Origin of the sequence: Azohydromonas lata (genome assembly GCF_034427735.1) — a bacterium.
GTDB lineage: Bacteria > Pseudomonadota > Gammaproteobacteria > Burkholderiales > Burkholderiaceae_C > Azohydromonas > Azohydromonas lata.
In genome coordinates this window covers 54,693-81,080 of record NZ_JAXOJX010000009.1, presented here as the reverse complement: position 1 = coordinate 81,080, position 26,388 = coordinate 54,693, and the positions used below count along the sequence as shown (strand labels likewise).

Sequence of the window (26,388 nt, the reverse complement as noted above, 5' to 3'; positions counted from 1 at the left end):
CCCATGATCAAGACCCTGGTCCGCGCTTTTCTGCCCATCAGGCTGCGCGTTATTATTTCCCTGCGGTCCAGGCGGGGCCGTTTGAGCATAGGCCGCGGATCGCGAATCCACCGGACCACGCAAATTTTCGGGCGTGCGCATGTTCGCATCGGAAACAATACGTCGCTGGCCGAACGGACGTGGCTCAACGTCAATCACCCCTCAGGCGACACGCCGGCCATTATCATTGGCAACAACTGCTTCATAGGCCGGGATAATTTCTTTACGTCGGGCAAAAGCATTGTCATAGGCGATTATTGCCTCACCGGCATTGGTTGCCGCTTCGTGGGCAGCACCCACGTGGCCGACGATCCCAGGCGGCCCATTATCTCCACGGGAACAACGGCCACGGACATCATCAGCGTGGGCAGCAATTGTTTTTTCGGAACCGACGCGACGGTATTGGGCCACGTCAACATAGGGCACGGCTGCGTGATTGGCGCGCGGTCCGTGGTGACCAAGGACGTGCCGCCTTTCAGCGTGGTAGTCGGCAGCCCGGCCCGCGTCATCAAGCGCTTCAGTTTCCGGCGCAATGCGTGGATATCGGTAGACCAGCTTGCCGAGGGCGATCTGGATGACAACCCGGACGCGCAAAAATACTCCACTCTGCTGCGCAGCCAATATCCCGAAGTCATGCTTCCCTGGGTGGCCGCGGGCACTGAAATGGGCAGCTTTTGAGCGGGTCGGTAGAGATATTCATGGAAATGAAAACACCCCGCACGGCGCTGGTAACGGGCGGCCTGGGTTTTCTGGGCCAGGCCGTTGCGCACAGTTTGCGGCGCGATGGATACCGCGTCGTAGGCCTGGGCCACGGCCAGCGGCCGGCCGAGGAAATCAGGGCCGCGGGATTCGATCGCTGGGTTTGCGGCGACGTGTCGCTACAATTGCTGAGCACCCTGGAGGAATCTTTCGAGCTGGTGGTGCATTGCGCCAGCAACAGCGCCGTGGGTTATTCGCTGGCCCATCCCCACGAGGCTTTCCTGCGCACCGTTCAAAGCACGGCCGATTTGCTGGAACACCTACGCTCGACCCAATCCAGAGCCCTGGTGATCTACCCTTCCAGCGCGGCCGTGTACGGCGCGGCGCAGGACCGGCCGCTGCAAGAAAGCGATGTGCCCAACCCCGTGTCGCCCTACGGCGTGCACAAGCTGATCACCGAGGAACTGCTCGCCGGCCACGCCCGCCATTTCAGTGTGCGCGTGGCCATCGTGAGGTTTTTCTCCATCTATGGCGCCGGGCTATCCAAACAATTGCTGTGGGATGCCGCCGTCAAAATGTCGTCAGGCCAGAAAACCGTGGAATTCTGGGGCACGGGCGAAGAAACCCGTGACTGGATTCATGTGCAGGATGCCGCCGACCTCATTGCCCGCCTGGCATGCAGCGATGCCGATTTCTTCCTGCTCAATGGCGCAGCCGGAGAAAGGGTAACGGTGCGGGACGTACTGGAAAAACTCAGGGCCGCCCTGGGACTGGATATTGACATCCGTTTCAACAGCATGGTCCGGCCAGGCGACCCACGTTTTTACCATGCCGACGTATCGCGCCTGAAAACCCTGCCCTGGCAACCCCGCGTGACGCTGGAACAGGGCCTGGAAAACTACGCCAACTGGTTCAAGGCATCATGGTCAAAGTAGCTTTCTGGTTTGATGCGCCGCTGCAGTACACGGGCGGCCTCAATTACATCAAGAACCTGCTGCACGCGCTGTCGCTGGTCAACGACGGCTCGGTGCAGCCTTATGTATTCTTCACGCACGACGTGCCTGACGATATCGCGCGGCAATTTGAACGCCTTGCCTGCGTGGTGCGCACGCGGCTGCTGCAGCGCCGCACGCTGCCGTGGTTCACTCACAAGGTGCTCTACAAGAAATTCGACTCCATGGCCATGGCCAATGCGCTGATGAGGTCGCACGGCATAGACGTGGTTTCGCATGCCTGGTTTCATTACAAGGGCCGGCCGCCTTTCAAGGTGATTTCCTGGATTCCCGATTTCCAGTACCTGCACCTGCCAGAGCTGTTTCCCACCATCAACCCGGCGGCGGAGACGCGAAAATACCAGGACGTCATACGCAAGAGCGACGTGGTGGTGCTCAGCAGCAACGACGCCTTCGAGGATTTCCGTCGCATCGCCCCGCCGGGCCATGAATCCCGCGTCGCCGTGCTGCGCTTCGTATCCCAGCCCAGCCAAAGCGCCACCGCCTCCACGTTAACCCTGCAGGCCATGGAACAAAAGCATGGTTTCAAGGGCCGGTATTTCCTGCTGCCCAACCAGTTCTGGGCCCACAAGAACCACACGGTGGTGCTGGAGGCCGTGCGGCTATTGCAGGAAAAAGGCGTGCCGGTGCAGGTACTCTGCACGGGCAATACAGTGGATTACCGCGTGGGCGGCACGCCTTATATCGACGGCCTGCGTGCCTTCATGGCCCGGCACGGGCTGGACGGCCAGGTGAAAATCCTTGGCCTCATCGATTACGCCGACGTGCTGTGCCTCATGCGCCATTGCGTAGCGGTGCTCAACCCGTCCCGTTTCGAGGGCTGGAGCTCCAGCGTCGAAGAGGCCAAGAGCATGGGCAAGCCGGTGGTTCTGTCGCGCATAGGCGTGCACGTGGAACAGGCGCCGGCCCAGGGCCACTATTTCGATCCGGACGATGCGGCCGGGCTGGCGGATATTCTGGGTCGGCTGTGGGAAAAGACGAACGATGTTTCCCAGGTCGACCTGGAAAATGCCGCCACCGCGGCCCTGCGGGAACGCACCCTGGCTTTTGGCCGGAATTACCTGCAAATACTCAAGGACGTGGCCGACGGCCGCAAGGCGCTGGCGCGGCCGGCGCTGGGCACCGGCGGTTAAGGCGTGCGCAAACCATCCAGGCACCCAAGCTTGCATTCTCATGACCAGCCTTGAATTCCAGCGGCACGGGCCTTACGAGCGACCGGCCGCCAACCTTGCCCCCAACCGAAACGGCTGGGTAGGCACGCTGCTGAGCCTGTTTCTCATCACGTCCATCATCGTGCCCGCCGCGCCCGTGAACAAGCTGATATTCATCATGCTTTTTGCCAGGGTGCTGTTCGACCTGTTGTTGAGGGCAAGGCTTTCAAAAATTGCAGCTCCCGCCCTGATCGTGCCGGGAATTTTCATGTACGGCTTTTTCAGGGGAATGGCGGGCGAGGTACGACTCGATTTTTCCATTCAATTTCTGCTTGCCGTTTTCATTCTTTCACTCATTCACTTGGTGGAACGGTACGACATTGACATGGACCGCATTGCGGCAAAGGCGGGCGTGTGGTTTTGCATATTTTCCATCATGTTCTGGGTGATGAAAATCAATCCCGAAATTCCTTTTTCAACCACACTCGTACCCTTGTTTGAAGATTACAGCCTGAGCGCCGCGGCCGAACGCGACTATCTCGAGGAACCGACCTTGGTGCTCCGGCTGGGCAACGTGCCTTTCCTTTTCATTCCGTGGTGCCTCACCGCCATGGAATTCACGACTACGTGGAAGCTGCGGCATTTACTGTGGCTGTTGGTACTGGGCACCATCATCACCATCAGTGGCTCGCGGGCGCTGGTGGTGCTGAGCCTGCTGTTTCTCATAGTGGCCCTGATGCGCCGCACGAGCATTCCGGCAAGGGTATTGCTCGGCATCGCTGTTGGATTTTCTGTTTTTGCGCTGATTGGAATCATCGTCCAGAGCACAGCGCTGCTGAGCATGGATGAAGTTTCCAACGCGGGCAAGATTGGGCATTTTCTTTCGTTCGTGGACTACCTGACGCCGTTCAATTCGATATTCGGGTCCGGGCTTGCCAGCTTTTACTACTCCATGGGCAACGGGCTTATCACGCCGGTGACTGAAATTACGCCGCTGGACATGGTGCGGTATTTCGGCTTTCCGCTGACTTTGCTGCTGTTCACGGTGATTGCCATGCCGACCACGCGGCTGTCGGCCTACGGCGGGGACAACCGCATGCACGTGTTCGCGTTCGCGCTGTTCCTGCTGATGTCGACCACCAACCCGGTGCTGTTCAACTCGGTGGGCATGCTGGTGACGCTGTGGTACTGGGCCCGCATACGGCGCGCGCTGCCGGGCGCGAGGCAGCGATGAAGGCCGTGGCCGTGGTGGTGGCCTACCACTTGGAGCCGCCCGCGCTGCGCCCGCTGCTGGACAGCGTGGCCGAGGCCGGGCTGCAGGCGGTGGTGGTGGACAACACGCCCGGGCGCGCCGTGGCCCCCCCCGGCGCGGGCCCCGAGTGGCTGGTGCTGGGCCGCAACAGCGGCATCGCGCATGCGCAGAACGTGGGCGTGGCGCGCGCGCGGGCGCTGGGCGCGCAGGCGGTGCTGCTGCTGGACCAGGACAGCCGGCTGGGTGCGGACATGGTGCGGCGGCTGCTGGCCGGGCTGCGCCCGGGCGTGCCCGCGATCGTAGCGCCGGTGAGCCGCGACGCGCGGCTGGGGGTGGAATACCCGTCGTTCCGCTTCAGCGCGCTGGGCTACCCCAGGCGCGTGTACGCGGCCCACGCCGCCGCGCCGGTGCCGGTGGACTTGGTCATCGCCTCCGGCTCGGCGGCCACCATGGCGGTGTTCGACCTGGCCGGCGGCATGGACGAGGACTTTTTCATCGACTACGTGGATTTCGAGTGGTGCATACGCTGCCGCGCCCGCGGCGTGGACATCCACGTGCTGCCCGGGGTGGAAATGGAGCACGCCATAGGCGCTGCGGCGGTGCAGGCCGGGCCGCTGACGGTGTTCGTGCACGGTCCGGCGCGCTGCTATTACCGCCTGCGCAACGCCTTCCTGCTGTGGCGCAAGCCCCTGGTGCCGCGACTGTTCGCGTTCAAGACGCTGGCGGCCTCGCTGATGCACCACCTGCTGCAGTTGCGCGCCGTGGCAGACAGGCGGCAGCACCTGGCCGCGGGCTGGGCCGCGCTGTGCCACGGCCTCAGCGGCGTGCGCGGGGAGCGGCCATGAACGCGCGGCCCAGTGTGAGCGTGTGCATGGCCACCTACAACGGTGCGGCCTACGTGCTGGAGCAGGCGCGCAGCATCCTGGAGCAGTTGGAGCCGGGCGACGAGCTGGTGGTCTGCGACGACGGCTCGCGCGACGACACCCTGGCGCTGCTGCGCGCGCTGGGCGATGCGCGCGTGAAAATCCACACTTTCGCGGCCAACGTCGGCCATGTGCGCAACTTCGAGCGCTGCCTGGCGCTGGCGCGCGGCGAGATCGTGTTCCTGTCGGACCAGGACGATGTCTGGAAGCCCGGCAAGGTGCAGGTGGTGCTGCAGTGCTTCGCCGCAAACGCGCGGGTGCTGATGGTGCAGCACGCCCTGTCAACCATGGACGCCGCCGGGCGCACCCTGGCACCGCTGTGGAACCCGCTGCCCGCGGGCGTGCACGGCGGCGCGGCCTTCGTGGCCCGGCAGCTTGGGCGCTGCCAGGTCTTCGGCTGCGCCGTGGCCGTGCGCCGCGCACTGCTGCGGGTGCTGCTGCCCTTCCCGGCCCAGGCGTATGCGCACGACCACTGGCTGGCGGTGGCCGCGGGACTGGCCGGGCGCGTGTGCTTCATCAACCAGCCCCTGGTGGGCTACCGGCAGCACGCGGCCAACGTCACGCCCAAGAAAGGCCTGGGCTGGCGCCGCCGCGTGACCGTGCGCGTGCTCATGCTGCAGATGATGGCCATTGCCGCGTGGCGCGTGCGCCCGGCCGCCCGCCGCGCGCCGCGGGCGCCCACCCTCTGAATCCGGCCCAATCCTGAAACGGACCCCAAACTCATGTTCACTGACGCAACCCTCCTGATCACCGGCGGCACCGGTTCGTTCGGCAACGCCGTGCTGCGCCGCTTCCTGGACTCGCCGCTGCGCGAGATCCGCATCTTCAGTCGCGACGAGAAGAAGCAGGACGACATGCGCAAGCGCTACGGCAGCGCCAAGCTCAAGTTCTACATCGGCGACGTGCGCGACCCGCGCAGCGTGCAGGCCGCCATGCGCGGCGTGGATTTCTGCTTCCACGCCGCCGCGCTCAAGCAGGTGCCCTCGTGCGAGTTCCACCCCATGGAGGCCGTGCGCACCAACGTGCTGGGCACGGAAAACGTGCTGGAGGCGGCCATCGCGGCCGGCGTCAGCCGCGTGGTGTGCCTATCCACCGACAAGGCGGTGTATCCCATCAACGCCATGGGCATCTCCAAGGCGCTGATGGAGAAGGTGATGGTGGCCACCTCGCGCAACCTGGAGGGCACGGGCACCGTCATCTGCGGCACGCGCTACGGCAACGTGATGGCCTCGCGCGGGTCGGTGATTCCCCTCTTCGTGGAGCAGGTGCTGGCGGGCCGGCCCATCACCATCACCGACCCGGCCATGACGCGCTTCATGATGACGCTGGAGGACGCGGTGGAGCTGGTGATGTACGCCTTCGAGCATGGCGGCAACGGCGACATCTTCGTGCAGAAGGCGCCCGCGGCGACGGTGCGCACGCTGGCGCAGGCCATCGTGGAACTGCTTGAGCGCCCCGACCACGAGGTGCGCGAGATAGGCACGCGCCACGGCGAGAAGCTCTACGAAGCACTGCTCAGCCGCGAGGAAATGGCCTGCGCTGAAGACCTGGGCGGCTACTACCGCGTGCCGCCGGACGGCCGCGACCTCAACTACGCCAAGTTCGTCGAGCAGGGCGAGCAGCGCATCAGCCATGCAGAGGACTACAACTCCCACAACACGCAGCGCCTGGACGTGCAGGGCATGAAGCAGCTGCTGATGAAGTTGGAATTCATGTGCCGCATCGCGCGCGGCGAGCCTGCGCAGTTCGAAGACTGAGGCGCGCCGTGAACACCTTGGACCCATCGCGGCATGGCCGCAACGAGCCCGCGTTGCCGCTGCGGCGGCTGCTGATCCGGCACATACGGCGCGACAGCTTTCTTCTCATTTCCCACAAGGCGCCATGAGCACTCCTCAACGCATCGTCATCACCGGCGCGGCCGGTTTCATGGGCCGCAACCTGAGCCTGCGCCTGCGCGAGCTCGGCCATGCCGAGATCGTGGCCGTCACGCGCGAAACACCGGCTCAGGCGCTGCAGCAGGCGCTGGCATCGGCCGACTTCGTGTTCCACCTGGCCGGCGTGAACCGGCCGCAGGACCCAGCCGAGTTCGCCAGCGGCAACGCCGGCTTCACGGCGCGGCTGTGCGAGCTGCTGGTCGCAAGCGGGCGGCGCACGCCGGTGGCGTTCGCCTCGTCCACGCAGGCGGCACTGGACAACGCCTACGGCGCGAGCAAGCGCGAGGCCGAGGAAGCGCTGCTGGCCTACGGCCACGACAGCGGCGCCGCGGTGTACGTGCTGCGGCTGACCAACGTGTTCGGCAAGTGGGCACGGCCCAACTACAACTCGGCGGTGGCCACGTTCTGCCACAACGTCGCGCGGGGCCTGCCCATTACCGTCAACGACCCGGCCGCGCCGCTGAAGCTGCTCTACATCGACGACGTGGTCGATGCCCTGGTGCGGCTGCTGGAGGGCACCACGCCGGCGGGCCGCGTGGAGCCCGGCCCGGTGTACGACACCACAGTGGGCGAGCTGGCGCAGACCGTGCGCGGCTTTGCCGACAGCCGCGGCTCGCTGATGACGGACCGCGTGGGCACGGGCCTGACGCGGGCGCTGTACTCGACCTACGTCAGCTGCCTGCCTCCCGAGTCCTTCGCCTACGAGGTGCCGCGCCATGGCGACGCGCGCGGCGTGTTCGTGGAAATGCTCAAGACGCCCGACTGCGGCCAGTTCTCCTACTTCACCGCCCACCCCGGCGTCACCCGCGGCGGGCACTACCACCACAGCAAAACCGAGAAGTTCCTGGTGATCAAGGGCACGGCGCGCTTTGGCTTTCGCCACGTGGACACGCAGCAGACGCACGAGCTGGTCACGCGCGGCGGCGAGGTGCGCATCGTGGAGACGGTGCCGGGCTGGACGCACGACATCACCAACATCGGCGATGAGGAACTCATCGTCATGCTGTGGGCCAACGAGGTCTTCGACCGCGCGCGCCCCGACACCATCGCCATGAAGGTTCAACCGTGATGAAGAAGCTCAAGATCATGACCGTGGTGGGCACGCGGCCGGAAATCATCCGGCTCTCGCGCGTGTTGGCCCGCCTGGACGAGCACTGCGACCACGTGCTGGTGCACACCGGCCAGAACTACGACTACGAGCTCAACCAGGTCTTCTTCGACGACCTGGGCGTGCGCAAGCCCGACCACTTCCTCGACAGCGCCGCGGGCAGCAGCGGCGCGGCCCACACCATAGGCAACCTCATCATCGCCGTGGACCGGGTGCTGGAGCAGGAGCAGCCCGCGGCGCTGCTGGTGCTGGGCGACACCAACAGCTGCCTGGCCGTGATCCCGGCCAAGCGGCGCAAGGTGCCCATCTTCCACATGGAGGCGGGCAACCGCTGCTTCGACCAGCGCGTGCCGGAGGAGACCAACCGCCGCATCGTGGACCACACGGCCGACATCAACCTCACCTACAGCGCCATCGCGCGCGAGTACCTGCTGCGCGAGGGCCTGCCGCCGGACCAGGTCATCAAGACCGGCAGCCCGATGTACGAGGTGCTGCACCACTACCTGCCGCGCATCGAGGCTTCGGACGTGCTGCAGCGCCTGGGCCTGCAGGCGCAGCGCTACTTCGTGGTCAGCGCGCACCGCGAGGAGAACATCGAGTCCGAGCGCTGCTTCACCAAGCTGGTGGCGGTGCTCAACGCGGTGGCCGAGGACCACGGGCTGCCCGTGATCGTCTCCACCCACCCGCGCACGCAAAAGCGCGTGGACGTCACCGGGGCGCGCTTTCATCCGCAGGTGCGGCTGCTCAAGCCGCTGGGCTTCCATGACTACGTTCAGCTGCAGCGCTCGGCGCGCGCGGTGCTCTCGGACAGCGGCACGATCACGGAGGAGTCCTCCATCCTCAACTTCCCGGCGCTGAATCTGCGCGAGGCGCACGAGCGGCCCGAGGGCATGGAAGAAGCCGCCGTGATGATGGTTGGGCTGGAGGTGGAGCGGGTGCGCCAGGGGCTGGTGATCCTGGCCTCGCAGCCGCGCGGCCAGGAGCGCGGGCTGCGCCTGGTGGCCGACTACGCCATGCCCAACGTCTCCGACAAGGTGCTGCGCATCGTCCACAGCTACACCGACTACGTGAACCGCGTGGTCTGGAAGAAGTATTGAAAGCCTCCGCCCATGCGCATTGCCCTGATTGCCGACACCTTCCCGCCTCTGCGCACCTCAGGCGCGGTGCAGTTGCGGGACCTGTCGCGCGAGTTCGTGCGCCAGGGGCATGAGCTCACGGTGCTGCTGCCCGCGGCCGAACTGCAGTCGCCCTGGAGCCTGGAGCACGTGGACGGCGTGCGGGTGCTGCGGCTGCGCGCGCCGCGCACCAAGGACATCGGCTACCTGCGCCGCACGGTGGGCGAGTTCCTCATGCCCTTCGCGATGCTGCGCAACCTGCGCAGGAGCCCGCTGGCCCACGAGCGCTGGGACGGCGTGGCCTGGTATGCACCCACCATTTTCCTGGGGCCCATCGCGCGCGCGCTCAAGCGCGCCAGCGGCTGCCGGGGCTACCTCGTCATTCGCGACATCTTTCCCGAGTGGGCCGCGGACATGGGCCTGATGGGGCGCGGCCTGCCCTACCGCTTCTTCAAGGCCGTGGCGCGCTACCAGTACTCGGTGGCCGACGTCATCGGCGTGCAGACCCCGGGCAACGCCGCGTACTTCGACGACTGGGTGCGCGGCCCCGGGCGCCGCCTGGAGGTGCTGCAGAACTGGCTGGCCGAGGCGCCCGTGGGCGGCTGCTCCATCGCGGTGGCCGACACGCCGCTGGCCGGGCGCAAGCTGTTCGTGTACGCGGGCAACATGGGCGTGGCCCAGGGCATGGGCATCCTGCTGGAGCTGGCGCAGCAGCTGCAGTCGCGCCGGGACGTGGGCTTTCTGTTTGTAGGCCGCGGCAGCGAGGCGCGGCGCCTGGCGGCCGACGCGCAGGCACGGGGGTTGGACAACGTGCTGTTCCGCGACGAGATCCATCCCGACGAGATACCGGGCCTGTACGCGCAGTGCCACGTCGGCCTGGTGGCGCTGGACCCCCGCCACAAAACGCACAACATTCCCGGCAAGTTCCTGACCTACATGCAAAGCGGCCTGCCCGTGCTGGCCAACATCAACCCGGGCAACGACCTGGCCGCGCTCATACGCGAGGAGGGTGTGGGCCGCGTGAGCACGGACCAGTCGGTGCAGTCGCTGCGGCAAATGGCGCTGGAGCTGGTGGACAGCCTGGACGCGGACCCCGGCATGCCCATGCGCTGTAAGGCCCTGTTCGCCCGGCTGTTCTCGCCGCAGACGGCGGTGCGGCAGATCGTGGCCGCGCTGCAGGCGCCGGGCCGCGCCCCGGCCGGGGCCGTCACGCAGGACACGGCCCGGGCGCCGCTTCAGGCGGGCCAGGACGGCGCAGCGGCCAGCACCCAGACACCGAAGCGGGTGCGCCTGCTGGATTCCGCCCACTGAAACCATGAAATTCAGACCCGACATCAACGGGCTGCGGGCCATTGCGGTTTTGCCCGTTTTGTTTTTCCACGCCGGCGTGCCCTGGTTTTCCGGTGGTTATCTGGGCGTGGATGTTTTCTTCGTCATCAGCGGGTTTCTGATCACTGGCATCCTGGCCGCCGATATACAGGAGGGCATTTACTCTCCGGCGCGGTTTTATGAAAAAAGGCTGCGCCGCATCATGCCCGTGATGCTGCTGGTAGCGCTGTGCACGTCGGCACTTTCATTTTTCTTCATGGTGCCGTACAGCCTGAAGAATTATGGCCAATCGCTGGTGGCCACCATGCTGTCCGCCAACAACGTGCTGCTGTACCTGACTTCAGGATACTGGAGCCTGGCTGCTGAATTCAAGCCGCTCTACCACACCTGGAGCCTGGCGGTCGAAGAACAGTATTATCTTGTCGCGCCGGCCCTGATTTACTTGCTGCTGTTCCGCCTGCGGCTGGGAAAACGGAGCACCCTGGGGGTGCTGCTGGGGCTCCTGGGCCTGAGCCTGTGGTATTCCATAAGCCTGTACAATGCTGAATTCAGATTCCTGATGATTTTCTCCCGCGCCTGGGAATTATTGCTGGGCGCCGTCTTGGCCTTGCTGCCGGAAGAAAAGAAGAATGGGCGCGCCGGTTGGACCGCCCTGGGACTGGTTGCCATTTTGGCGGCTTATGTACTGCCCTCCGGCACGGAAGCGGCTTCCCTGGTTTCGCAATTGGCGGCGGCCCTGGGCGCGGCACTGGTGATTCGTTACTCGAACGGCAGCCATGCCGTCGGGCAATTGCTTTCCATCCGTCCTCTGGCTTTCATGGGCCTGATCAGCTACAGCGCCTACCTCTGGCACCAGCCGCTGCTGGCCTTCGTCAGGCTGAGCTCCGAGCAGGCACCGCATTACCTGAAACTCCTGGCGGCGGCGCTTCTTGCCATTCCTCTGGCCTACCTGTCCTGGCGGTATGTTGAAAATACGCTGAGAAATCCGGCCAGGTTCAGCTCCAGAAAGTTCTACGCCGTCACCGGAATTGGACTGACCCTCAATCTGGCACTGGGCGTGCTGTTTTACAAGACCTACGGACTGCAGCAACTGGCGCCCCAGTTCTCGTATGGAGTAAATCCGCAGGCCTACGTGGATGCGCCACGCGCCTTTGTGCGCGCCGAGTTCAGAAATGATGGCCGCAAGAAACTGCTCGTCATGGGCAGCTCATTTGCCCGAGACTATATAAACATACTTCAGGAAGAGAAGTCCGCCGAAGCTTTCGACCTGGTTTACTGGGAAGGAGAATGCCGCACCAGCAGCCCGGAAAAACTAGCATCCCTGTTGAAGCACAGTGATTTGGTGGTTTACACAAGCAATTGGGGCCAGGCTGGCTTCCAGGCTGCGGAAATCGCTGGTGTGGAAAGTTGCTTCAAGCATATCCAGGCATTGGCAGGCGGTGAAGCGTACGTACTTGGCGTGAAAAATTTTGGCTGGAACAATGATTTCGTCAAAGTTTCTTTACGTCCCCCGGAAGCCATCAAAACCCAGCCATTGGAAGGCGTGATTCGCTCTGAACAAGCCATGCGCGGCCTGTTTGGAAGCAAATACCTGAGCATCATGGACCTGGTCATGGACCCCAATGGGCTGGTTCCGGTATTTACCGACAGCGGGCGTTTCATCACCTACGACACCAACCATTTGACCCAGGCCGGCGCGCAATTCATCGGCCAGCGCTTGTTTGCACGCCACGGTTTCCTGCTGGACAAGTCCTGGACATCCCAGACCGCTTCAGGCGGATGAGCGGATACGCCCGCGCCTCGGCAGGTGGCGGGTGATGACGGTGGCGCCTGAGCCGCGCCAAGGGCCCCCTGGTGAACGCTCATCCCCCGCAGCGTTCACCGGCCCCGGCCGTTCAGACGGCTTCCATGTCAACCCATATATCGCCGGCCGCCCCGTTCAATGCGGCCGCCGTATTCACAATGATGTTTCCCGCCTCGTCATACCTGGCCCGGACAAGGCCGCGCCCGGAATCGCCTTGATATTGAAAAGCCTGGCAAACCATCAGCAAACTGGCCGGCGGGGTGGTCACCGGGTTTCCCGGAAGGCCCAGATCCCGGGTCAACGAAAGTGTCACGCTATTCGCCCCGGCGGGCATGGAAATGGGGCCATGGTAGCAAGTCACCGTTGAACCATCATTATGGTCAAACCAGTCGCGCACCCGGTTGCCAGACCGCGCAATGGCGCCATTGAAAGTATTTCGACGGTATGAATTGTTTCCCCCGGCCCGGGCCTTCAGGGACTGAAGCGTGCCTGCAAGCACGTTGGAGGATATGTCGGCACCGCTGACCGCATTCAGGCTCAGCGCCGTTTCTATGCCTGCGCCCTGCCCGACATCATTGCCTGAAATCACCTTCTTGCCGGTACGATTGACGCCTACATATATTGCAACGGACCCCGCCACGGGCTTGCCGACGAAAAACAGGTCATTGTCCTCTATACGCAGGGAGGCTGGATTGGTAGCCCCCAGGTCGTCAAACGATATACCGGTCACCGGCCCGGCTTTGCCGTTCACGCTGCCAATATAGCTGCTGCGAATCGTCATGCCGCCGTCGCACCCGGCCACCCGCACGCCGTAGCGCAGTGAGGAATCGATGTCGCACTCGGTGACGGAGCCGTGGAAGCATCTGTTGAAAAATACGTTGGTGTCGTAGCCATAGACCATGGTTTCATCGCACAGGCGAATGGCCTCCGGGCGGCGGCCGGTACCGTCCGAATATACGTAATAGTCCACAAAAACACCTATGGACCGGTCACCATACGTGCTCACCTCCGACACGATCTGGCTGGTGCGAATCGTATTGCTGACGCATTGGCCGACAAATGAAACACCGAATTTGTTTTTATAAAGCTTGCATTTGTCGATGATACTCCCCCACATGCTGCGGGCCTGAATGCCGTAAAAGAAATTGTCAATCATCAGGTTTTCGAAGCGGATGCCGTGCGTCCGCTTCAGCGCCGTGTCAAATGCGATCTGAAATGCCGAGTTCTCCCGCGTGTTTCCGCCGTCTATCCAAAAATCCCGGTAAAACGTCATGCCATGGTCGCTGGCGGCGGCCATGGTTTTAAACCCATCGGCTTGCGGCAGGAATTTGCAGCCGTTGCCGGCTATGCTCAATCTTGGCGCCAGCTCCAGCGCTCCGGTCCATTTATATTGGGCATCGGTCGTGCATTCGAGCACCTGGACGCCGGCGGCATTGCATTCCGCAATGGCCTTGCGCATTTGTTCCGTTTCGTCGGCGCCCATGCCTTCGCACCAGTTATTGAGGTTTTTCCTGTTCAGCAGGTTCAAATTGACCCGGCGCTCCTGGGCAGGTTCCGCGGCCCAGGTTTTCGAAGCCGCGAATACTGCGCCCGAGGCCGTGGCCAGCAGGGCTCTTTTCGCGGGAGAGCTCAGTCCCGAAGCATCGGGCGTGTCGACGTATTCATTGTTCCGGTCGTAGGACATGCTCGGTCACCATCCCATGTGCATATCGCGCGGGTGCGGGCAAGCCGTGCCAGTGGAGGTCCCTGAAGCCTTGGCCTGGACGGGCAAGCCCCGCGGTCGCAGTTTGATCCGTCCTGCACTGCGGGTAGCTGAAGGCGCAAAGTTATCTGACCGGAGTTACACGGCTACGGGGCCTTCTCTTCCCTCTTCTCAATAGGGTGGCGTTGAGGCCTGCCCGGCCAGCCCCGCGAGCAGGTCGTCCACCATCCAGCGCGCTGCAAGCTGGCTCAGATGGTCGTCGTCCGCATAGAACAGCTGGCCCCTGGCCTGCACCGCGCAGCGCGAGGCGATGAGGGTGTCGCACAGCCGCGCCTGCGGTCGCACGCGCACGATGCCGGCGCCCGGCACGGCGTCCAGCAGCGCCGTTGCGGCGGCATGGCGCTCGCGCGTGCGCGCCCAGGAGGTGGAAATCTCCTGCGGCGGCTTCCCGTGCAGCACTATGCCCTGCAGGTTGAGCCGGGCCGGCGTCCAACCGACCTCGGGTACCGGGTACAGCAGCGCCAGGCGATGCCGCGTGGCCAAGTCGGCCAAGTAAGCGCCTAGGGCCGCCTGCTTGGGCGCGGCCGTGTCGGTGAGCCGGCCCGCCGTGTCCAGCGCCAGGTTGCGGCGATAGGGGTAGTCGGTTTCCACGCCGCCCTCGCCGTTGTCGAAGGCCGGCGCGTCTATGGCATTGCCCAGCGGGTATAGGCGCGCCGTCCAGCGTATGGCCACGATCACGTCCGCCAGCCCCGCCTCGGACAGGTAGGCGCGCAGCCGCCGGTCGGCCTCGGCACAGTGCGCCACGTACTGCGGCGTGTTGGCCTCGCGGCTGTCGAACACGCCGGGAATGGGATGGTTGCAGCTGGTGTGCACCAGCACGCCGGCGCGGCCCTGCGCGGCCAGCACCTCGTCCAGCGCCGGGGTGATGGCGTAAGCGTGCGAGTCCCCCAGCAGCGCCACGGTGGGCTTGGCGCCGCGCGCGCCCAGCGGGCAGACGTTGAGCCAGGCGTCACGCGCCGGGCAGCCCTTCACGGGCGACATCGCGGGCTGCACGAAGGCCAACTCCGCGGGCGTGAAGCGCTGCGGCAGGCCCTGGCGCGCCACGGTCACGGCCCCCAGCGCCAGGAACAGCAGCGAACCGGCCAGGCTGAAGCCGAAGATGCCGCGGCGCGACCAGCCGCCGGGCTTGCGAAAAGGCGTCTCCACGAAACGCCACGACGCGTGGGCCAGCAGCAGCGTCAGCACGATCAGGCCGGCGAACATCGCCGCCGAAGGCTGGCCCGGCGACATCAGCCGCGCAAAGGCGAACAGCGGCTGGTGCAGCAGGTAGGCGCTGTAGGAGATGAGGCCCACCCAGGTCATGACACGCAGGGTCAGCAGCCGGCCCACCCAGGTGTGCGGCGTGGCCAACGCCAGCAGCAGCACCGTCCCGACCACCACGGGCAGCGCGCTGAGGCCGGGAAAGCGCGTGTCGGCATCGAGCACCAGCATGGGCACGGCTACCAGCAGCAGCCCGGCCACGCACAGCAGGTTGCGCGCCAGCGGGGAGCAGCGCCAGGGCCACGCCGCGCCTTCGCGCAGCGCAAAGGCCAGCAGCGAGCCGGCAAACAGCTCCCAGGCCCGCATGGGCACCAGGAAGAAGCTGGCCGCGGCGCGGTTGGTCCTCAGCGCCCACTCGCTGCCCACTAGGGATGCCAGGGCCAGCGCCCCCAGCAGCCAGGCCAGGCGGCGCAGGCCCAGGCGCCAGCCCAGCACCATCACCAGCGGGAAAAGCAGGTAGTACTGCTCCTCTACGCCCAGGCTCCAGGTGTGCAGCAGCGGCTTTTCCTCGGCCGCCAGGTCAAAGTAGCCCGTGGTGCGCCAGAAGAAGACGTTGGACAGCGACAGCGCCGTGGCGGCCAGGCTGCCACCGAAGGACTCCAGCTCGACCGGCCGCATCCACACCCAGGCCAGCGGCACGCACAGCAGCAGGGTGAACAGCAGCGCCGGCAGGATGCGCCGGGCCCGCCGCTCGTAAAAGCGCACGAAGGAGAAGCGGCCCGCCTGCAGCTCGCGCAGGATGATGGACGTGATCAGGAAGCCGCTGATGACGAAGAACACGTCCACGCCGACATAGCCACCACTGAAGGCGCCCATGCCTGCATGAAAGAGCATGACGGGCAGCACGGCAAGAGCGCGCAGCCCGTCGATTTCCGGCCGGTGCGGTGGCTGCATGGAAACTTCAGCTGCGCCCGTACGTGTCCTCGAACCGCACGATGTCGTCCTCGCCCAGGTAGGAGCCGGACTGCACTTCTATGAGCTCCAGCGGCAGCCGTCCCGGGTTGCGCAGCCGGTGCGTCTCGCCCAAGGGAATGTAGGTGCTCTGGTTCTCGGTGATGAGCATCACCTTGTCGCCGCAGGTCACCTCGGCCGTGCCGCTGACCACGATCCAGTGCTCGGCGCGGTGGTGGTGCATCTGCAGGCTCAAGGACGCGCCGGGCTTGACCATGATGCGCTTGACCTGGAAGCGCGCGCCGGCATCAATGCTGTCGTACCAGCCCCAGGGCCGGTGCACCTTGCGGTGCGCGGTGTGCTCGCCGCGCTGCTGGCCATCGAGGCGGCTCACGATCTTCTTGACGTCCTGGCTGCACTCGCGCCGGCTCACCAGCACGGCGTCCGGCGTCTCCACCACCACCACGTCGTCCAGGCCGACCACGCCCACGAGGCGGCTGGTGGCGCGCACCAGGGTGTTGCGGCTGTCCTGGACGATGGCGTCGCCCATCACGGTGTTGCCCTGCGCGTCCTTGTCCGCCACCTGCCACACGGCGTCCCAGGCGCCCAGGTCGTTCCAGCCGGCGCTCAAGGGCACCATCAGCAGCTCCATGCCGCTGCCCGGACAGTGCTCCATCACGGCGTAGTCCACCGACTCCGAAGGCACAGCGGCGAACTCCTCGCGGCCCGGGCGCACGAAGCGCTCGTCGGTCTTGCGCGAGGCAAAGGCCACGCGGGTGGCCGCGGCGATGTCGGGGCGGAAACGCTCCAGCGCCTTCATCCAGGCCGAGGCGCGCAGCACGAACATGCCGCTGTTCCAGCAGTACCCGCCCTCCTCCAGGTAGCGCTGCGCCGTGGCGGCGTCGGGCTTTTCCACGAAGCGCACCACGGTGGCGCCGTCGGTGCGTATGTAGCCGTAGCCGGTTTCAGGCCGGTCCGGCGTGATGCCCAGGATGACGATGGCGCCGCCGGCGGCCATGCGCACGGCCTGCTGCACGGCGGCGGTGAAGGCCGCGGGGTCGCTGACGGTCTGGTCCGCCGGCGTGACCACCAGCACCGGGTCCTCGCCGCCTTCGAGCGCCTGCAGCGCCGCCAGCGTCATGGCCGGCGCGGTGTTGCGCCCGCAGGGCTCCAGCAGCACGGCCGCGGGATCGACGCGGATTTCGCGCAACTGCTCCAGCACCAGGAAGCGGTGCTCGTCGTTGCCCACCACCAGCGGCGCGGCGAGCTGGATGTCCGGCGCGCCCAACGCCTGCAAGCGCTGCATCGATTGCTGGAACAGGCTGTATTGGCCGGAGAGCACCAGGAACTGCTTGGGATAGCCGGCGCGCGACAGCGGCCACAGCCGCGTGCCGCTGCCCCCGGCCATGACGACGGGAGCAACGGAGATGGAGTGCTGCATGGGGAAAAGCCGGCTCAGGCGTGGAGCCGAGGCGCAATCGAGAAAACGGCAGTATAGGGGCCGCATTCAGGGGGAAAGGCCCCGGGCGGCGCGGCGAAATGCGCAGCGCGGCGGGCTTCATCAACCCTGGCCCGGTACGCGCCGCAGCGCCCTCACCCCCCGCTCCTGAACTCCGGCACCAGCTCGCGCAGGCACTCGCGCACGGCGGCGTCGCCCGCGCCGGCCGCGGCCTCGCAGCGCGCCAGCCAGGGCGCCACGCGCTCGCGCGCGGCAGCGTCGTTCAGCCGCGCGATGCGCAGCCGCTCGAAGCGCGTGGGCAGCGTGGTGTCGTCGTCGGCCAGCAGCTCTTCAAACAGCTTTTCGCCCGGGCGCAGCCCGCTGTAGACGATGGGCACCTCCTGCGTGGTCATGCCCGCCAGCCGTATGAGCTGCCGCGCCAGGTCCACGATGCGCACGGGCTCGCCCATGTCCAGCACCAGCACCTGGCCGCTCTCCCCAATCGCGGCGGCCTGCAGCACCAGCCGCGCCGCCTCGGGGATGGTCATGAAGTAGCGAATGATGTCCGGGTGCGTCACCGTCACCGGGCCGCCGCGGGCGATCTGCTCCTTGAACTTCGGGATCACGCTGCCGCTGGAGCCCAGCACGTTGCCGAAGCGCACGGCCATGAAGCGCGTGCGCGGGAACTGCCCGGCCAGGTGGCTCACCACCAGCTCGGCCGCGCGCTTGGTCGCCCCCATCACGTTGGTCGGGTTCACGGCCTTGTCGGTGCTGATCAGCACGAAACGCTCGGCCCCCGCCTCGGCCGCGGCCAGCGCCGCGTGGTGGGTGCCCAGCGTGTTGTTGCGCAGCGCGGCGCCGGCGTTGTTCTCCTCCATCAGCGGCACGTGCTTGAAGGCCGCGGCATGGAAGACGACCTGCGGCCGCCAGCGCGCGAAGGTGGCGCGCAGGTGGGACAAATCCTTCACGTCGCCCACCAGCCGCACCAGCGGCAGGTGCGCGAAGCGGTCCGACAGCTCCTGCTCGACGCTGTAGAGGTTGAACTCGCTGAGCTCGTAGAGCACCAGCCGCGCCGGGCCGTAGCGCGCGACTTGCCGGCACAGCTCGCTGCCAATCGACCCGCCCGCGCCGGTGATCAGCACCGTCTTGCCGTTGAGCGATTCGGCGATGCCCGCCTCGTCCAGCAGCACGGGGTCGCGGCCCAATAGATCCTCGGCCTCGACCTTGCGCAGCCGGTCCACGGGGCTGGCGCCGTGGCGCAGCTCCTCCAGCGTGGGCATGGTCAGCACGCGCAGCCCGCTGGCCGCGGCCAGCTCCAGGGCGCGGCGGCGCACGGTGTCGGGCGCGCCGGGCATGGCGATGATCAGGTGCGTGGCCTCGCCGCGCACGTCCTCGCGGGCCACGTCCTCCAGGCGGCCCAGCACCTGCACGCCGGCGATGCGCGCGCCCTGCTTGGCCGCGTCGTCGTCCAGCAGGCCCACCACGCGCCAGCCCTGGCGGTGTATGGCCGACAGCAGCAGCCGCGCCGCCTCGCCCGCGCCCATGATGAGCGCGCGCTGCTGCGCGGCGGCCGTGCCGCCGTTGCCCCCGGCGCTCTGGCGCATGTGCTCGTAGAGCATGCGGTAGCCCACGCGCACGGCGCACACGCCCAGCAGGCTCATGAGCGGGTGCAGCGCCAGCACGGCGCGCGGCACCTCGTGCAGGTGGGCCATGAGCACCACCACGGCGCCCGCTGCCCCGGCGCTGAAGCAGGCCGTGGCCAGCCGGCGCAGCTCACCCAGGCCGACGAAGCGCCACATTGAGCGCGGAATGCCCAGCAGCGCGAACACGGCCAGGTACAGCGCGATGACGCCGGCCATCACCGCCGGGTCGTAGGCCGGCCGCGCGCTCCACCAGCGCTCGAAGCCCAGGCGGAAGAGGTAAGTCGCGTTCCATGCCAGCGCGATGACCACGCCGTCGACCACCATGGACAGCGTCTCGCGCCGCGCCCGCGCGGTCGTGAGCAGCCGCTGGGCGCGGCTCCAGAGGGCGGCGCCGCTCATCGCGCGGCCAGCATGCGCAGCGTGCGCAGCAGGATGCGCAGGTCCGACGCCAGCGTGGCGGCGGCGGCGTAGTCCGCGGCCAGCGCCAGCTTGGCCGGCAGCACCTGCTCGATGTAGGCGCGCTCGGGGTCGGCCGCGCGTGCCAGCAGCGCGTCCTCGTCCAGGTGTGCGAGCGAGGCGGGGTCGGTGATGCCCGGGCGCACCGAGAGCACGCGCTCGCGCAGCGCCGCCGGGTAGTGGCGCACGTAGCGCGGCACCTCGGGGCGCGGGCCGACCAGGCTCATGTCGCCCTTGAGCACGTCCAGGAGCTGGGGCAGCTCATCGAGCCGGCGCGAGCGCAGCCAGCGCCCGGCGCGAGTGATGCGCTCGTCGCGCCCAACGGTGAGCAGCAGCCCGGGGGCGTCGGTGCGCATGGTGCGGAACTTGTGGATGCGGAAGGTGCGGCCGTGACGCCCCACCCGCTCCTGCCGGAACAGCGCCGGGCCGGGCGAGTCCAGCCGTATCCACAGGGCGACGCCCAGCAGCAGCGGCGCCAGCAGCAGCAGCGCCAAGGCGGCGACGGCCAGATCGAAGAGACGCTTTGCCATGTCCATGCACTGCCCGCTCAGCCCAGCGCCCCCCGCACCGCCGCCACCACGCGCTGCACGTCCTCGTCGGTCATGCGCGTGTAGATGGGCAGGCTGACCATGCGCTCGTAGGCGTGCTGGCTGTGGGGGAAGTCCTCGGCCTTCAGGCCGTAGCGCTCGCGCCAGTACGGGTGCTGGTGCAGCGGGATGTAGTGCACGCTGCAGCCGATGCCGGCCTCGAACAGGGCGGTCACCAGCGCGTCGCGCTGCAGCGGCGCGCCCTCGGCCAGGCGCAGCACGTAGAGGTGCCAGGCGTGCGCGTCGCCCGCCAGCGGCTGCGGCGGGGTGATGACGGGCAGATCCGCGAAGCAGGCGTCGTAGACGGCGGCGATCTCGGCGCGGCGCCGTTGAAAACCCCGCGCGCGCGCCAGCTGGTGCAGGCCCAGCGCGGCGGCGATGTCGGTGAGGTTGTACTTGAAGCCCGGGGCGACGATCTCGTAGTACCAGCTCGGCACCGTGGCGGTGAAGCGGTCGAAGGCGTCGCGGCTCATGCCGTGCAGCCGCATCACGCGCGCGCGCCTGGCCAGTTCCGGGTCGCGCGTCACCAGCATGCCGCCCTCGCCCGTGGTCATGGTTTTATTGGCATAGAAGCTGAAGACGGTGGCGTCGCTCTCCAGCGTGCCGATCAGCCGCCCGCCACTGGTGGTCGGCAATGCGTGCGCGGCGTCCTCCACCACCTTCAGGCCATGGCGGCGGGCGATGTCCAGCAGCGCGGGCATGTCGGCGGCCAGGCCCGCGTAGTGCACGGGCAGCAGCGCCTTGGTGCGCGGGGTGATGGCGGCCTCCACCGCGGCCGGGTCGATGTTGAGCGTGGCCGGGTCCACGTCCACCAGCTTCACGTCGGCGCCCAGGTAACGCACGACTTCGGCGGTGGCCGTGAAGGTGTGGGTGGTGGTGATGACCTCGTCGCCGGGGCCGATGCCCAGCGCCTCCAGCGCCAGGTGCAGCCCGGCGGTGGCGGAGTTCACAGCGATGGACTGCAGCGACGCGTCGCCCAGGAACTCGGTGAAGGCCTGCTCGAAGCGGCGCGCCTTCGGACCGGTGGTGATCCAGCCGGAGCGCAGCGTGTCCACGACCTCGGCGATCTCCTCCTCGCCGATTTCCGGCAGGGCAAAGGGCAGGAAGCTGCTCACGACGCCGCTCCTTCGCCGGCCGGCTGCGCGGCGGCGCTGCGGCCTATGCCGTGGTACTCCAGGCCCATGGCGCGCATCAGCGCCGGCTCGAACAGGTTGCGGCCGTCGAACACCACCGGCTGGCGCAGCTGGGTACGCAGCGCGTCGAAGTCCGGGCTCTTGAACTCGCGCCACTCGGTGATGAGCACCAGCGCGTCGGCGTCCTGCAGCGCGGCCGCGGCACTGTCCGCGTAGCGGATGCCGGGGTTGTCGCCGAAGACGCGCCGCGCCTCGTCCATGGCCACGGGGTCGTAGGCCACCACGCGCGCGCCGCGCGCCAGCAGTTGCTGCACCAGCACGCGGCTGGGCGCCTCGCGCATGTCGTCGGTGCCGGGCTTGAAGGCCAGGCCCCAGAGGGCGAAGACGCGGCCGGCGAGGTCGGCGCCGAAGCGCGCGGTGATCTTGTCCACCAGGACGAGCTTTTGCTGGTCGTTGGCGCGCTCCACGGCGTCGAGCACGCGCAGCGCCTGGCCCTGGACCGCGGCGGCGTGCAGCAGCGCCTTGACGTCCTTGGGGAAGCAGGAGCCGCCGTAGCCCGCGCCCGCGTACAGGAAGCTGTAGCCGATGCGCGGGTCGCTGCCCATGCCCAGGCGCACGCGCTCGATGTCGGCGCCCACCTTCTCGGCCAGCAGCGCCAGCTCGTTCATGAAGCTGATGCGCGTGGCCAGCATGGCGTTGGCGGCGTACTTGGTGAACTCGGCACTGCGCACGTCCATCACCAGCAGCCGGTCGCGCGAGCGCACGAACGGGGCGTAGAGCGCGCGCATGAGCAGCAGGGCGCGCTCGTCGTCGCCGCCGACGATGATGCGGTCCGGCCGCATGAAGTCCTCCACCGCCGCGCCTTCCTTGAGGAACTCGGGGTTGGAGACCACGGCGAACTCCAGCTCCATGCCGCGCGCGGCCAGCGCCTGCGCCACGGCCTCGCGCACGCGGTCGGCGGTGCCCACGGGCACGGTGGACTTGTCCACGATGACCTTGTAGTCCGTCATGCGCTCGCCGATGGCGCGGGCCGCCGCCACGACGTGGCTCAGGTCGGCCGAGCCGTCCTCGTCCGGCGGCGTGCCCACGGCGATGAACTGCAACGTGCCGTGGCGCACGGCGGCGTCCACGTCGGTGGTGAATTCCAGCCGTTTGGCGGCCACGTTGCGCTGCACCACTTCCAGCAGCCCGGGCTCGTGGATGGGCAACCCGCCCTCGCGCAGCACCTGGATCTTGCGTTCGTCCAGGTCCATGCACAGCACGTGGTTGCCCATTTCGGCCAGGCAGGCGCCGGTGACCAGGCCCACGTAGCCGGAGCCGACGACGGTGACTTTCATGATGGGGCTCTCCCTTGTTTATTCAGGTTTGGCGATCCAGCACAGCCGGTGCGTGCGCAGCCAGGGCACGGCGTCGAGCAGCCGGTGCAGCGCGGGGTGCACGCGGCAGGCCAGGCGCGCCAGCGGCGGGGCCAGGGTGACGCGGCGCGCCGACAGGCGGCCGTGCGGAAACAGCGCGCGCACGCGCGCCAGGGGCACGCCGCGCACGTCGCGGTTGGCGGGGTTGTCGAAGGCGAAGTCGTACCAGAGCACGGCGCCACCGGGGCGCAGCCAGCGCCACATGGCGTCGGCCAGGCGCTGCTGGAAGGCGTCGTCCAGCAGCGAGGAAAAGACGGTGCTTTGAAAGACGATGTCCTGGCTGGCGGGCGGCACCTCGGCCCGCGACGCGTCGCCCAGCAGCACTTGCGTGGCCGCGGGCAGCCGCGCGCACGCCTGGGCATGGCGCTCGGCCAGCAGCTCGATGCCGCGCAGGTGGGCCGGGCTGAAGCCCAGGCGCAGCAGCTCCAGCAGGTTGTCGCCGCTGCCGCAGCCCACTTCCGTGGCGCGCAGCGCCGCGAGGTTGAAGCCCACGTGCTCGCGCAGCAGCGCGCACAGGGCGCGCTCGCGCTGCTGGCGCGCCAGCAGCACCTCGGGGCGCAGCGGGTGGTAGCGCCCGGCCAGGCCGGCGCGGCGCGCATAGCGCTCGCGCACGGCGGCGGGCTCGTCGTGGGGGGTAGTCATGGCTTGAAGCCGCCTGCAGCCCTCAGCGCGTGAGCTTCGTAAAACGCTCGCGCCCGCGGCCGTGGCGCAGCACGTCCCACCAGCCCAGCAGCGTGCCGATGCCATAGCCCACGTGGTGCGCGGCGATCACCACCGGCAGCCGCGGCAGCAGCGCCCAATGCCCGTCGGCCGCCACCAGCAGCGACAGCGCGCCCACGGCGCCCGCGTAGGCCGCGAGCCATGCCAGCGGCAGCGCCCAGGGCGCGCCCAGCAGCGCCAGCGCGGTGAGCAGCAACTGCCCGCCCACGAAGATGCCGGGGACGAGCTGGCGCAGCGCCGCGGGCTGGCCGTGCTTCCTCATCACGAAGGGCTTCCAGTAGCCGTACTGCAGCCACTGGCGAAACAGCGCCTTGACCGAGCCGCGCGGCTCGTACAGCGAGCGTATGCGCGCGCTCTGCCACACCCGGCCGCCGCCGCGCGTGATGCGCAGGTTGTGCTCGTCGTCCTGGTTGCGGACGAGCTGCTCGTCGAAGCCGCCGAAGCGCTCGAAGGTGTCGCGCCGCCAGGCGCCCAGGTACACGGTGTCGGCCTCGCCCTCGTAGTCGAGCTGGCGCGAGCGCGCGCCGCCGGCCACCCAGCGCGACTGGAAGGCCGCGGCGATGGCGCGCTGCCACGGCGCGCGCCCCTCGGCCCGCCAGGGCCCGCCCACGACCGCCGCGCCGCTGCGCTCCAGCGCGGCGATGCACTGCGCCACGTAGTCCGGCGCGTAGCGGGTGTGCACGTCCATGCGGACGATGACCTCGCCTTGCGCCGCCGCCAGGGCCCGGTTCAGCCCGCAGGAGACGATGCGCCCCGGGTTGTCTATCTGGCGGATGCGCGCATCGGCCGCGGCCATGCGCTGCAGCTCGCCGCGCGTGCCGTCGTCGCTGTCGCCGTCGGCGATCAGCAGCTCCAGCGCCCAGCCCGGCGGCAACTGCTGCGCGCGCGCCGAGGCGCAGAAGGCGGCGATGTGCAGCCGCTCGTTGCGGCAGGGGACGATGACGCTGACGATCCTCACGCCCTGCCCGTTCATGCCGCGGCTCCCGAGGCCAGCGGCGCGCGGCCCAGCAGTTGCAGGTACAGGGCGTACATGCGGTCCATGTGGTCCTTGCGCGCGGCGCGCTGCAGCACGATGGCGCGGTTGTGGCGGCCCATGGCGTCCAGCGTGGCGCGCGGCAAGGCGCACAGCTCGCCTATCGCAGCGGCCAGCGCGGCGGCGTCGCCGGCGGGGACGAGCCGGCCGCCCTGCGGGGTGATCCATTGCCGGTTGGCGGGCAGGTCGGAGGCCACCAGCGCCAGCCCGCAGGCCATGGACTCCAGCACCGACACCGAGGTCGCGTCGCTCTCCGGCACGCTCAGCGAGACGTGGCAGCGCTGCATCCACTGCAGCATGCCGGTGTCGTTCTGGCGGCCGACGAAGCGCACCACGTCCTGCAGGCCCAGGGCGCGGGCCTGCTCGCGCAAGCCGGCCTCCAGCGAGCCGCCGCCCAACAGCGCCAGGCGCACTTGGGCGGCCGGGTCGCGCTGCTTGAGCAGGGCCAGCGCCTGCAGGATGACGTCGATGCGGTAGTTGGGCTCCCAGGAGCGCAGGCTCAGCAGCTCCAGCGCGCCGCCCTCGCCCGCGCGCACGCCGGCCGGCGGCAGCTCGAAATGGGCGGTGTCCACGCCCCAGAGCAGCTCCTCGCGCGGGGCGGTGGCGCCATAGCCGTCCATGGCCTCGATGAGGTCGCGCGAGTCGCCGGTGAGCAGCGCGGCGCGGCGCAGCGTCCAGCCGGTGATGGCGTGCATGAGGCGGCTGCGTTTGGGCGTGACCAACAAGTCCGTGCCCCAGGCGGTGAGCACCACGGGGCGGCGCCCGCAGGCCGCGGCCCACAGGCCGTTGGAGCTGACGTAGTGGCCGTGCACCAGGTCCGGCGCGATGCGCGCGGCGTGGCGGCGCACCGCCGGCAGCGCCAGGAACCAGCCGGCCGCATCGCCGCCGGGGCGGATCGCATGCACGGTCGCCGCGCCCGGCACCACGGCCGGGCGGCGCGTGAGCACGTGGCACTCGGCGCCGCGGCGGTGCATCTCCAGCACCCAGCGTTGCAGGTGCACGCTGTCGGCGTCGCCGGTGAAGAGGATGCGCAGGGGACGGCCGTTCATGGCGGTACTGGTGGGCGTGCTGATGGGCATGCTCATGGCAGCTCTCCGGCCCAGGCGCGGTAGTGCTCGCGCATCTCCGGGTGGAGCTGCAGCAGGGTGCGGTCCACGTCGCGCACGTCGCCCACCACGCGGGCGGGCTGGCCCTGGACGATGGCGAAGTCCGGCACGTTGCCGGAGACGTAGCTGTAGGCCGTCACCAGCACGCCGCGCCCAAGCCGGCTGCCCGGGGCGATGACGGCGTGCGGGCCGATGAAGCAGTAGGGGCCGATCTCGGTGGAGGCCTGGCGGTAGCCGGGCGGGCGCGGGTGGCCGAAGTAGCCGCGGCCGCACACGCGCAGCGCGTGGTGCGAGCTGTGGGTGAGGATGGAGACGTGGTTGGTGATCTGGCAGCCCTCGCCCACGGACAGGCCGCCGGAGGCGTCCAGGAAGTTGAAGTGGCCTATGAAGACGTGGTCGCCGACTTGCAGGCTGTCGCGGTGTTCCACGAAGGCGTGGGTGCTGATGCGGGTGTGGCGCAGCAGCCGGCCGTCGGCCGTGCGCCAGCCGTAGACCATGCGTGGAGCGACCACGCGGCTGAACAGGTGCAGCAGGGCTCTCTTGATGGACACGGCGGGCTGTCGGCAGGGGCGATTGG

At 67.8% G+C, this 26,388-nt stretch carries 22 protein-coding genes; 11 read left to right on the top strand and 11 right to left on the bottom strand.

The window, feature by feature from the left end; genetic code table 11:
* Positions 1 to 3 precede the first annotated feature (3 nt).
* From SM757_RS08060 to SM757_RS08010, 11 genes are all read left to right on the top strand, one after another.
* A complete protein-coding gene (locus SM757_RS08060; protein ID WP_322465057.1) occupies positions 4 to 717 on the top strand; it encodes an acyltransferase in 714 nt (237 codons plus the stop codon).
* Positions 718 to 737: 20 nt separating this feature from the next.
* Positions 738 to 1,673 carry an NAD-dependent epimerase/dehydratase family protein gene (locus SM757_RS08055; RefSeq protein ID WP_322465056.1) on the top strand — a complete coding sequence of 312 codons (936 nt, stop codon included), beginning with the start codon at positions 738 to 740 and terminating at the stop codon, positions 1,671 to 1,673.
* A complete protein-coding gene (locus tag SM757_RS08050) occupies positions 1,661 to 2,884 on the top strand; it encodes a glycosyltransferase family 4 protein (protein WP_322465055.1) in 1,224 nt (407 codons plus the stop codon). Before SM757_RS08055 ends, SM757_RS08050 begins: the two co-directional genes overlap by 13 nt.
* A gap of 40 nt (positions 2,885 to 2,924) precedes the next feature.
* Positions 2,925 to 4,136 carry a hypothetical protein gene (locus SM757_RS08045; protein ID WP_322465054.1) on the top strand — a complete coding sequence of 404 codons (1,212 nt, stop codon included), beginning with the start codon at positions 2,925 to 2,927 and terminating at the stop codon, positions 4,134 to 4,136.
* On the top strand, positions 4,133 to 4,999 hold the full coding sequence (locus SM757_RS08040; protein ID WP_322465053.1) for a glycosyltransferase family 2 protein: 867 nt from the start codon (positions 4,133 to 4,135) through the stop codon (positions 4,997 to 4,999). Before SM757_RS08045 ends, SM757_RS08040 begins: the two co-directional genes overlap by 4 nt.
* Positions 4,996 to 5,766 carry a glycosyltransferase family 2 protein gene (locus SM757_RS08035; protein ID WP_322465052.1) on the top strand — a complete coding sequence of 257 codons (771 nt, stop codon included), beginning with the start codon at positions 4,996 to 4,998 and terminating at the stop codon, positions 5,764 to 5,766. The genes SM757_RS08040 and SM757_RS08035 overlap by 4 nt, the downstream gene beginning before the upstream one ends.
* A gap of 33 nt (positions 5,767 to 5,799) precedes the next feature.
* Entirely contained in the window at positions 5,800 to 6,834 is a 1,035-nt protein-coding gene (locus tag SM757_RS08030; protein ID WP_322465051.1) for a polysaccharide biosynthesis protein, read from the top strand.
* Between the two features lie 124 nt (positions 6,835 to 6,958).
* Positions 6,959 to 8,080 (top strand): UDP-2-acetamido-2,6-beta-L-arabino-hexul-4-ose reductase, encoded by a 1,122-nt coding sequence (wbjC, locus tag SM757_RS08025; RefSeq protein ID WP_322465050.1) that lies wholly within the window; start codon positions 6,959 to 6,961, stop codon positions 8,078 to 8,080.
* A complete protein-coding gene (gene wecB / locus SM757_RS08020) occupies positions 8,080 to 9,216 on the top strand; it encodes a non-hydrolyzing UDP-N-acetylglucosamine 2-epimerase (protein WP_322465049.1) in 1,137 nt (378 codons plus the stop codon). Before wbjC ends, wecB begins: the two co-directional genes overlap by 1 nt.
* 12 nt (positions 9,217 to 9,228) lie before the next feature.
* Positions 9,229 to 10,545: a glycosyltransferase family 4 protein gene (locus SM757_RS08015; RefSeq protein ID WP_322465048.1), complete on the top strand. Its 1,317-nt coding sequence runs from the start codon at positions 9,229 to 9,231 to the stop codon at positions 10,543 to 10,545.
* Between the two features lie 4 nt (positions 10,546 to 10,549).
* On the top strand, positions 10,550 to 12,346 hold the full coding sequence (locus tag SM757_RS08010; protein ID WP_322465047.1) for an acyltransferase family protein: 1,797 nt from the start codon (positions 10,550 to 10,552) through the stop codon (positions 12,344 to 12,346).
* Between the two features lie 112 nt (positions 12,347 to 12,458).
* On the opposite strand, the gene SM757_RS08005 is transcribed toward SM757_RS08010, so the two are convergent.
* The 11 genes from SM757_RS08005 to SM757_RS07955 form a co-directional block, all read right to left on the bottom strand.
* Complete coding sequence (locus SM757_RS08005; protein ID WP_322465046.1) at positions 12,459 to 14,051, bottom strand: hypothetical protein; 1,593 nt, start codon at positions 14,049 to 14,051, stop codon at positions 12,459 to 12,461.
* Positions 14,052 to 14,240: 189 nt separating this feature from the next.
* Positions 14,241 to 16,283, bottom strand: a complete 2,043-nt coding sequence (locus SM757_RS08000) for an acyltransferase family protein (RefSeq protein ID WP_322465045.1) — start codon at positions 16,281 to 16,283, stop codon at positions 14,241 to 14,243.
* Between the two features lie 7 nt (positions 16,284 to 16,290).
* Positions 16,291 to 17,721, bottom strand: coding sequence for a mannose-1-phosphate guanylyltransferase/mannose-6-phosphate isomerase (locus tag SM757_RS07995; protein ID WP_322465044.1), 1,431 nt, complete (start codon positions 17,719 to 17,721; stop codon positions 16,291 to 16,293).
* A 152-nt stretch (positions 17,722 to 17,873) separates the two neighbouring features.
* Entirely contained in the window at positions 17,874 to 19,760 is a 1,887-nt protein-coding gene (locus tag SM757_RS07990; RefSeq protein ID WP_322465043.1) for a polysaccharide biosynthesis protein, read from the bottom strand.
* A complete protein-coding gene (locus SM757_RS07985; protein WP_322465042.1) occupies positions 19,757 to 20,347 on the bottom strand; it encodes a sugar transferase in 591 nt (196 codons plus the stop codon). The genes SM757_RS07990 and SM757_RS07985 overlap by 4 nt, the downstream gene beginning before the upstream one ends.
* A gap of 17 nt (positions 20,348 to 20,364) precedes the next feature.
* Positions 20,365 to 21,519, bottom strand: a complete 1,155-nt coding sequence (locus SM757_RS07980) for a DegT/DnrJ/EryC1/StrS family aminotransferase (protein ID WP_066342550.1) — start codon at positions 21,517 to 21,519, stop codon at positions 20,365 to 20,367.
* On the bottom strand, positions 21,516 to 22,874 hold the full coding sequence (locus SM757_RS07975) for a UDP-glucose dehydrogenase family protein (RefSeq protein WP_322465041.1): 1,359 nt from the start codon (positions 22,872 to 22,874) through the stop codon (positions 21,516 to 21,518). The genes SM757_RS07980 and SM757_RS07975 overlap by 4 nt, the downstream gene beginning before the upstream one ends.
* 18 nt (positions 22,875 to 22,892) lie before the next feature.
* Positions 22,893 to 23,594 (bottom strand): class I SAM-dependent methyltransferase, encoded by a 702-nt coding sequence (locus SM757_RS07970; protein ID WP_322465040.1) that lies wholly within the window; start codon positions 23,592 to 23,594, stop codon positions 22,893 to 22,895.
* Between the two features lie 22 nt (positions 23,595 to 23,616).
* Complete coding sequence (locus SM757_RS07965; RefSeq protein ID WP_322465039.1) at positions 23,617 to 24,645, bottom strand: glycosyltransferase family 2 protein; 1,029 nt, start codon at positions 24,643 to 24,645, stop codon at positions 23,617 to 23,619.
* A complete protein-coding gene (locus SM757_RS07960) occupies positions 24,642 to 25,790 on the bottom strand; it encodes a glycosyltransferase (protein WP_322465038.1) in 1,149 nt (382 codons plus the stop codon). The genes SM757_RS07965 and SM757_RS07960 overlap by 4 nt, the downstream gene beginning before the upstream one ends.
* A complete protein-coding gene (locus SM757_RS07955; protein WP_373862994.1) occupies positions 25,787 to 26,362 on the bottom strand; it encodes an acyltransferase in 576 nt (191 codons plus the stop codon). Before SM757_RS07955 ends, SM757_RS07960 begins: the two co-directional genes overlap by 4 nt.
* Positions 26,363 to 26,388: the final 26 nt, after the last annotated feature.

What these genes read in the sequence shown, in the direction of transcription:
- SM757_RS08060 (WP_322465057.1), top strand. Translation starts at nt 4, where the DNA reads ATGATCAAGACCCTGGTCCGCGCTTTTCTGCCCATCAGGCTGCGCGTT.
- SM757_RS08055 (WP_322465056.1), top strand. Translation starts at nt 738, where the DNA reads ATGGAAATGAAAACACCCCGCACGGCGCTGGTAACGGGCGGCCTGGGT.
- SM757_RS08050 (WP_322465055.1), top strand. Translation starts at nt 1,661, where the DNA reads ATGGTCAAAGTAGCTTTCTGGTTTGATGCGCCGCTGCAGTACACGGGC.
- SM757_RS08045 (WP_322465054.1), top strand. Translation starts at nt 2,925, where the DNA reads ATGACCAGCCTTGAATTCCAGCGGCACGGGCCTTACGAGCGACCGGCC.
- SM757_RS08040 (WP_322465053.1), top strand. Translation starts at nt 4,133, where the DNA reads ATGAAGGCCGTGGCCGTGGTGGTGGCCTACCACTTGGAGCCGCCCGCG.
- SM757_RS08035 (WP_322465052.1), top strand. Translation starts at nt 4,996, where the DNA reads ATGAACGCGCGGCCCAGTGTGAGCGTGTGCATGGCCACCTACAACGGT.
- SM757_RS08030 (WP_322465051.1), top strand. Translation starts at nt 5,800, where the DNA reads ATGTTCACTGACGCAACCCTCCTGATCACCGGCGGCACCGGTTCGTTC.
- wbjC (WP_322465050.1), top strand. Translation starts at nt 6,959, where the DNA reads ATGAGCACTCCTCAACGCATCGTCATCACCGGCGCGGCCGGTTTCATG.
- wecB (WP_322465049.1), top strand. Translation starts at nt 8,080, where the DNA reads ATGAAGAAGCTCAAGATCATGACCGTGGTGGGCACGCGGCCGGAAATC.
- SM757_RS08015 (WP_322465048.1), top strand. Translation starts at nt 9,229, where the DNA reads ATGCGCATTGCCCTGATTGCCGACACCTTCCCGCCTCTGCGCACCTCA.
- SM757_RS08010 (WP_322465047.1), top strand. Translation starts at nt 10,550, where the DNA reads ATGAAATTCAGACCCGACATCAACGGGCTGCGGGCCATTGCGGTTTTG.
- SM757_RS08005 (WP_322465046.1), bottom strand. Translation starts at nt 14,051, where the DNA reads ATGTCCTACGACCGGAACAATGAATACGTCGACACGCCCGATGCTTCG.
- SM757_RS08000 (WP_322465045.1), bottom strand. Translation starts at nt 16,283, where the DNA reads ATGCAGCCACCGCACCGGCCGGAAATCGACGGGCTGCGCGCTCTTGCC.
- SM757_RS07995 (WP_322465044.1), bottom strand. Translation starts at nt 17,721, where the DNA reads ATGCAGCACTCCATCTCCGTTGCTCCCGTCGTCATGGCCGGGGGCAGC.
- SM757_RS07990 (WP_322465043.1), bottom strand. Translation starts at nt 19,760, where the DNA reads ATGAGCGGCGCCGCCCTCTGGAGCCGCGCCCAGCGGCTGCTCACGACC.
- SM757_RS07985 (WP_322465042.1), bottom strand. Translation starts at nt 20,347, where the DNA reads ATGGCAAAGCGTCTCTTCGATCTGGCCGTCGCCGCCTTGGCGCTGCTG.
- SM757_RS07975 (WP_322465041.1), bottom strand. Translation starts at nt 22,874, where the DNA reads ATGAAAGTCACCGTCGTCGGCTCCGGCTACGTGGGCCTGGTCACCGGC.
- SM757_RS07970 (WP_322465040.1), bottom strand. Translation starts at nt 23,594, where the DNA reads ATGACTACCCCCCACGACGAGCCCGCCGCCGTGCGCGAGCGCTATGCG.
- SM757_RS07965 (WP_322465039.1), bottom strand. Translation starts at nt 24,645, where the DNA reads ATGAACGGGCAGGGCGTGAGGATCGTCAGCGTCATCGTCCCCTGCCGC.
- SM757_RS07960 (WP_322465038.1), bottom strand. Translation starts at nt 25,790, where the DNA reads ATGAGCATGCCCATCAGCACGCCCACCAGTACCGCCATGAACGGCCGT.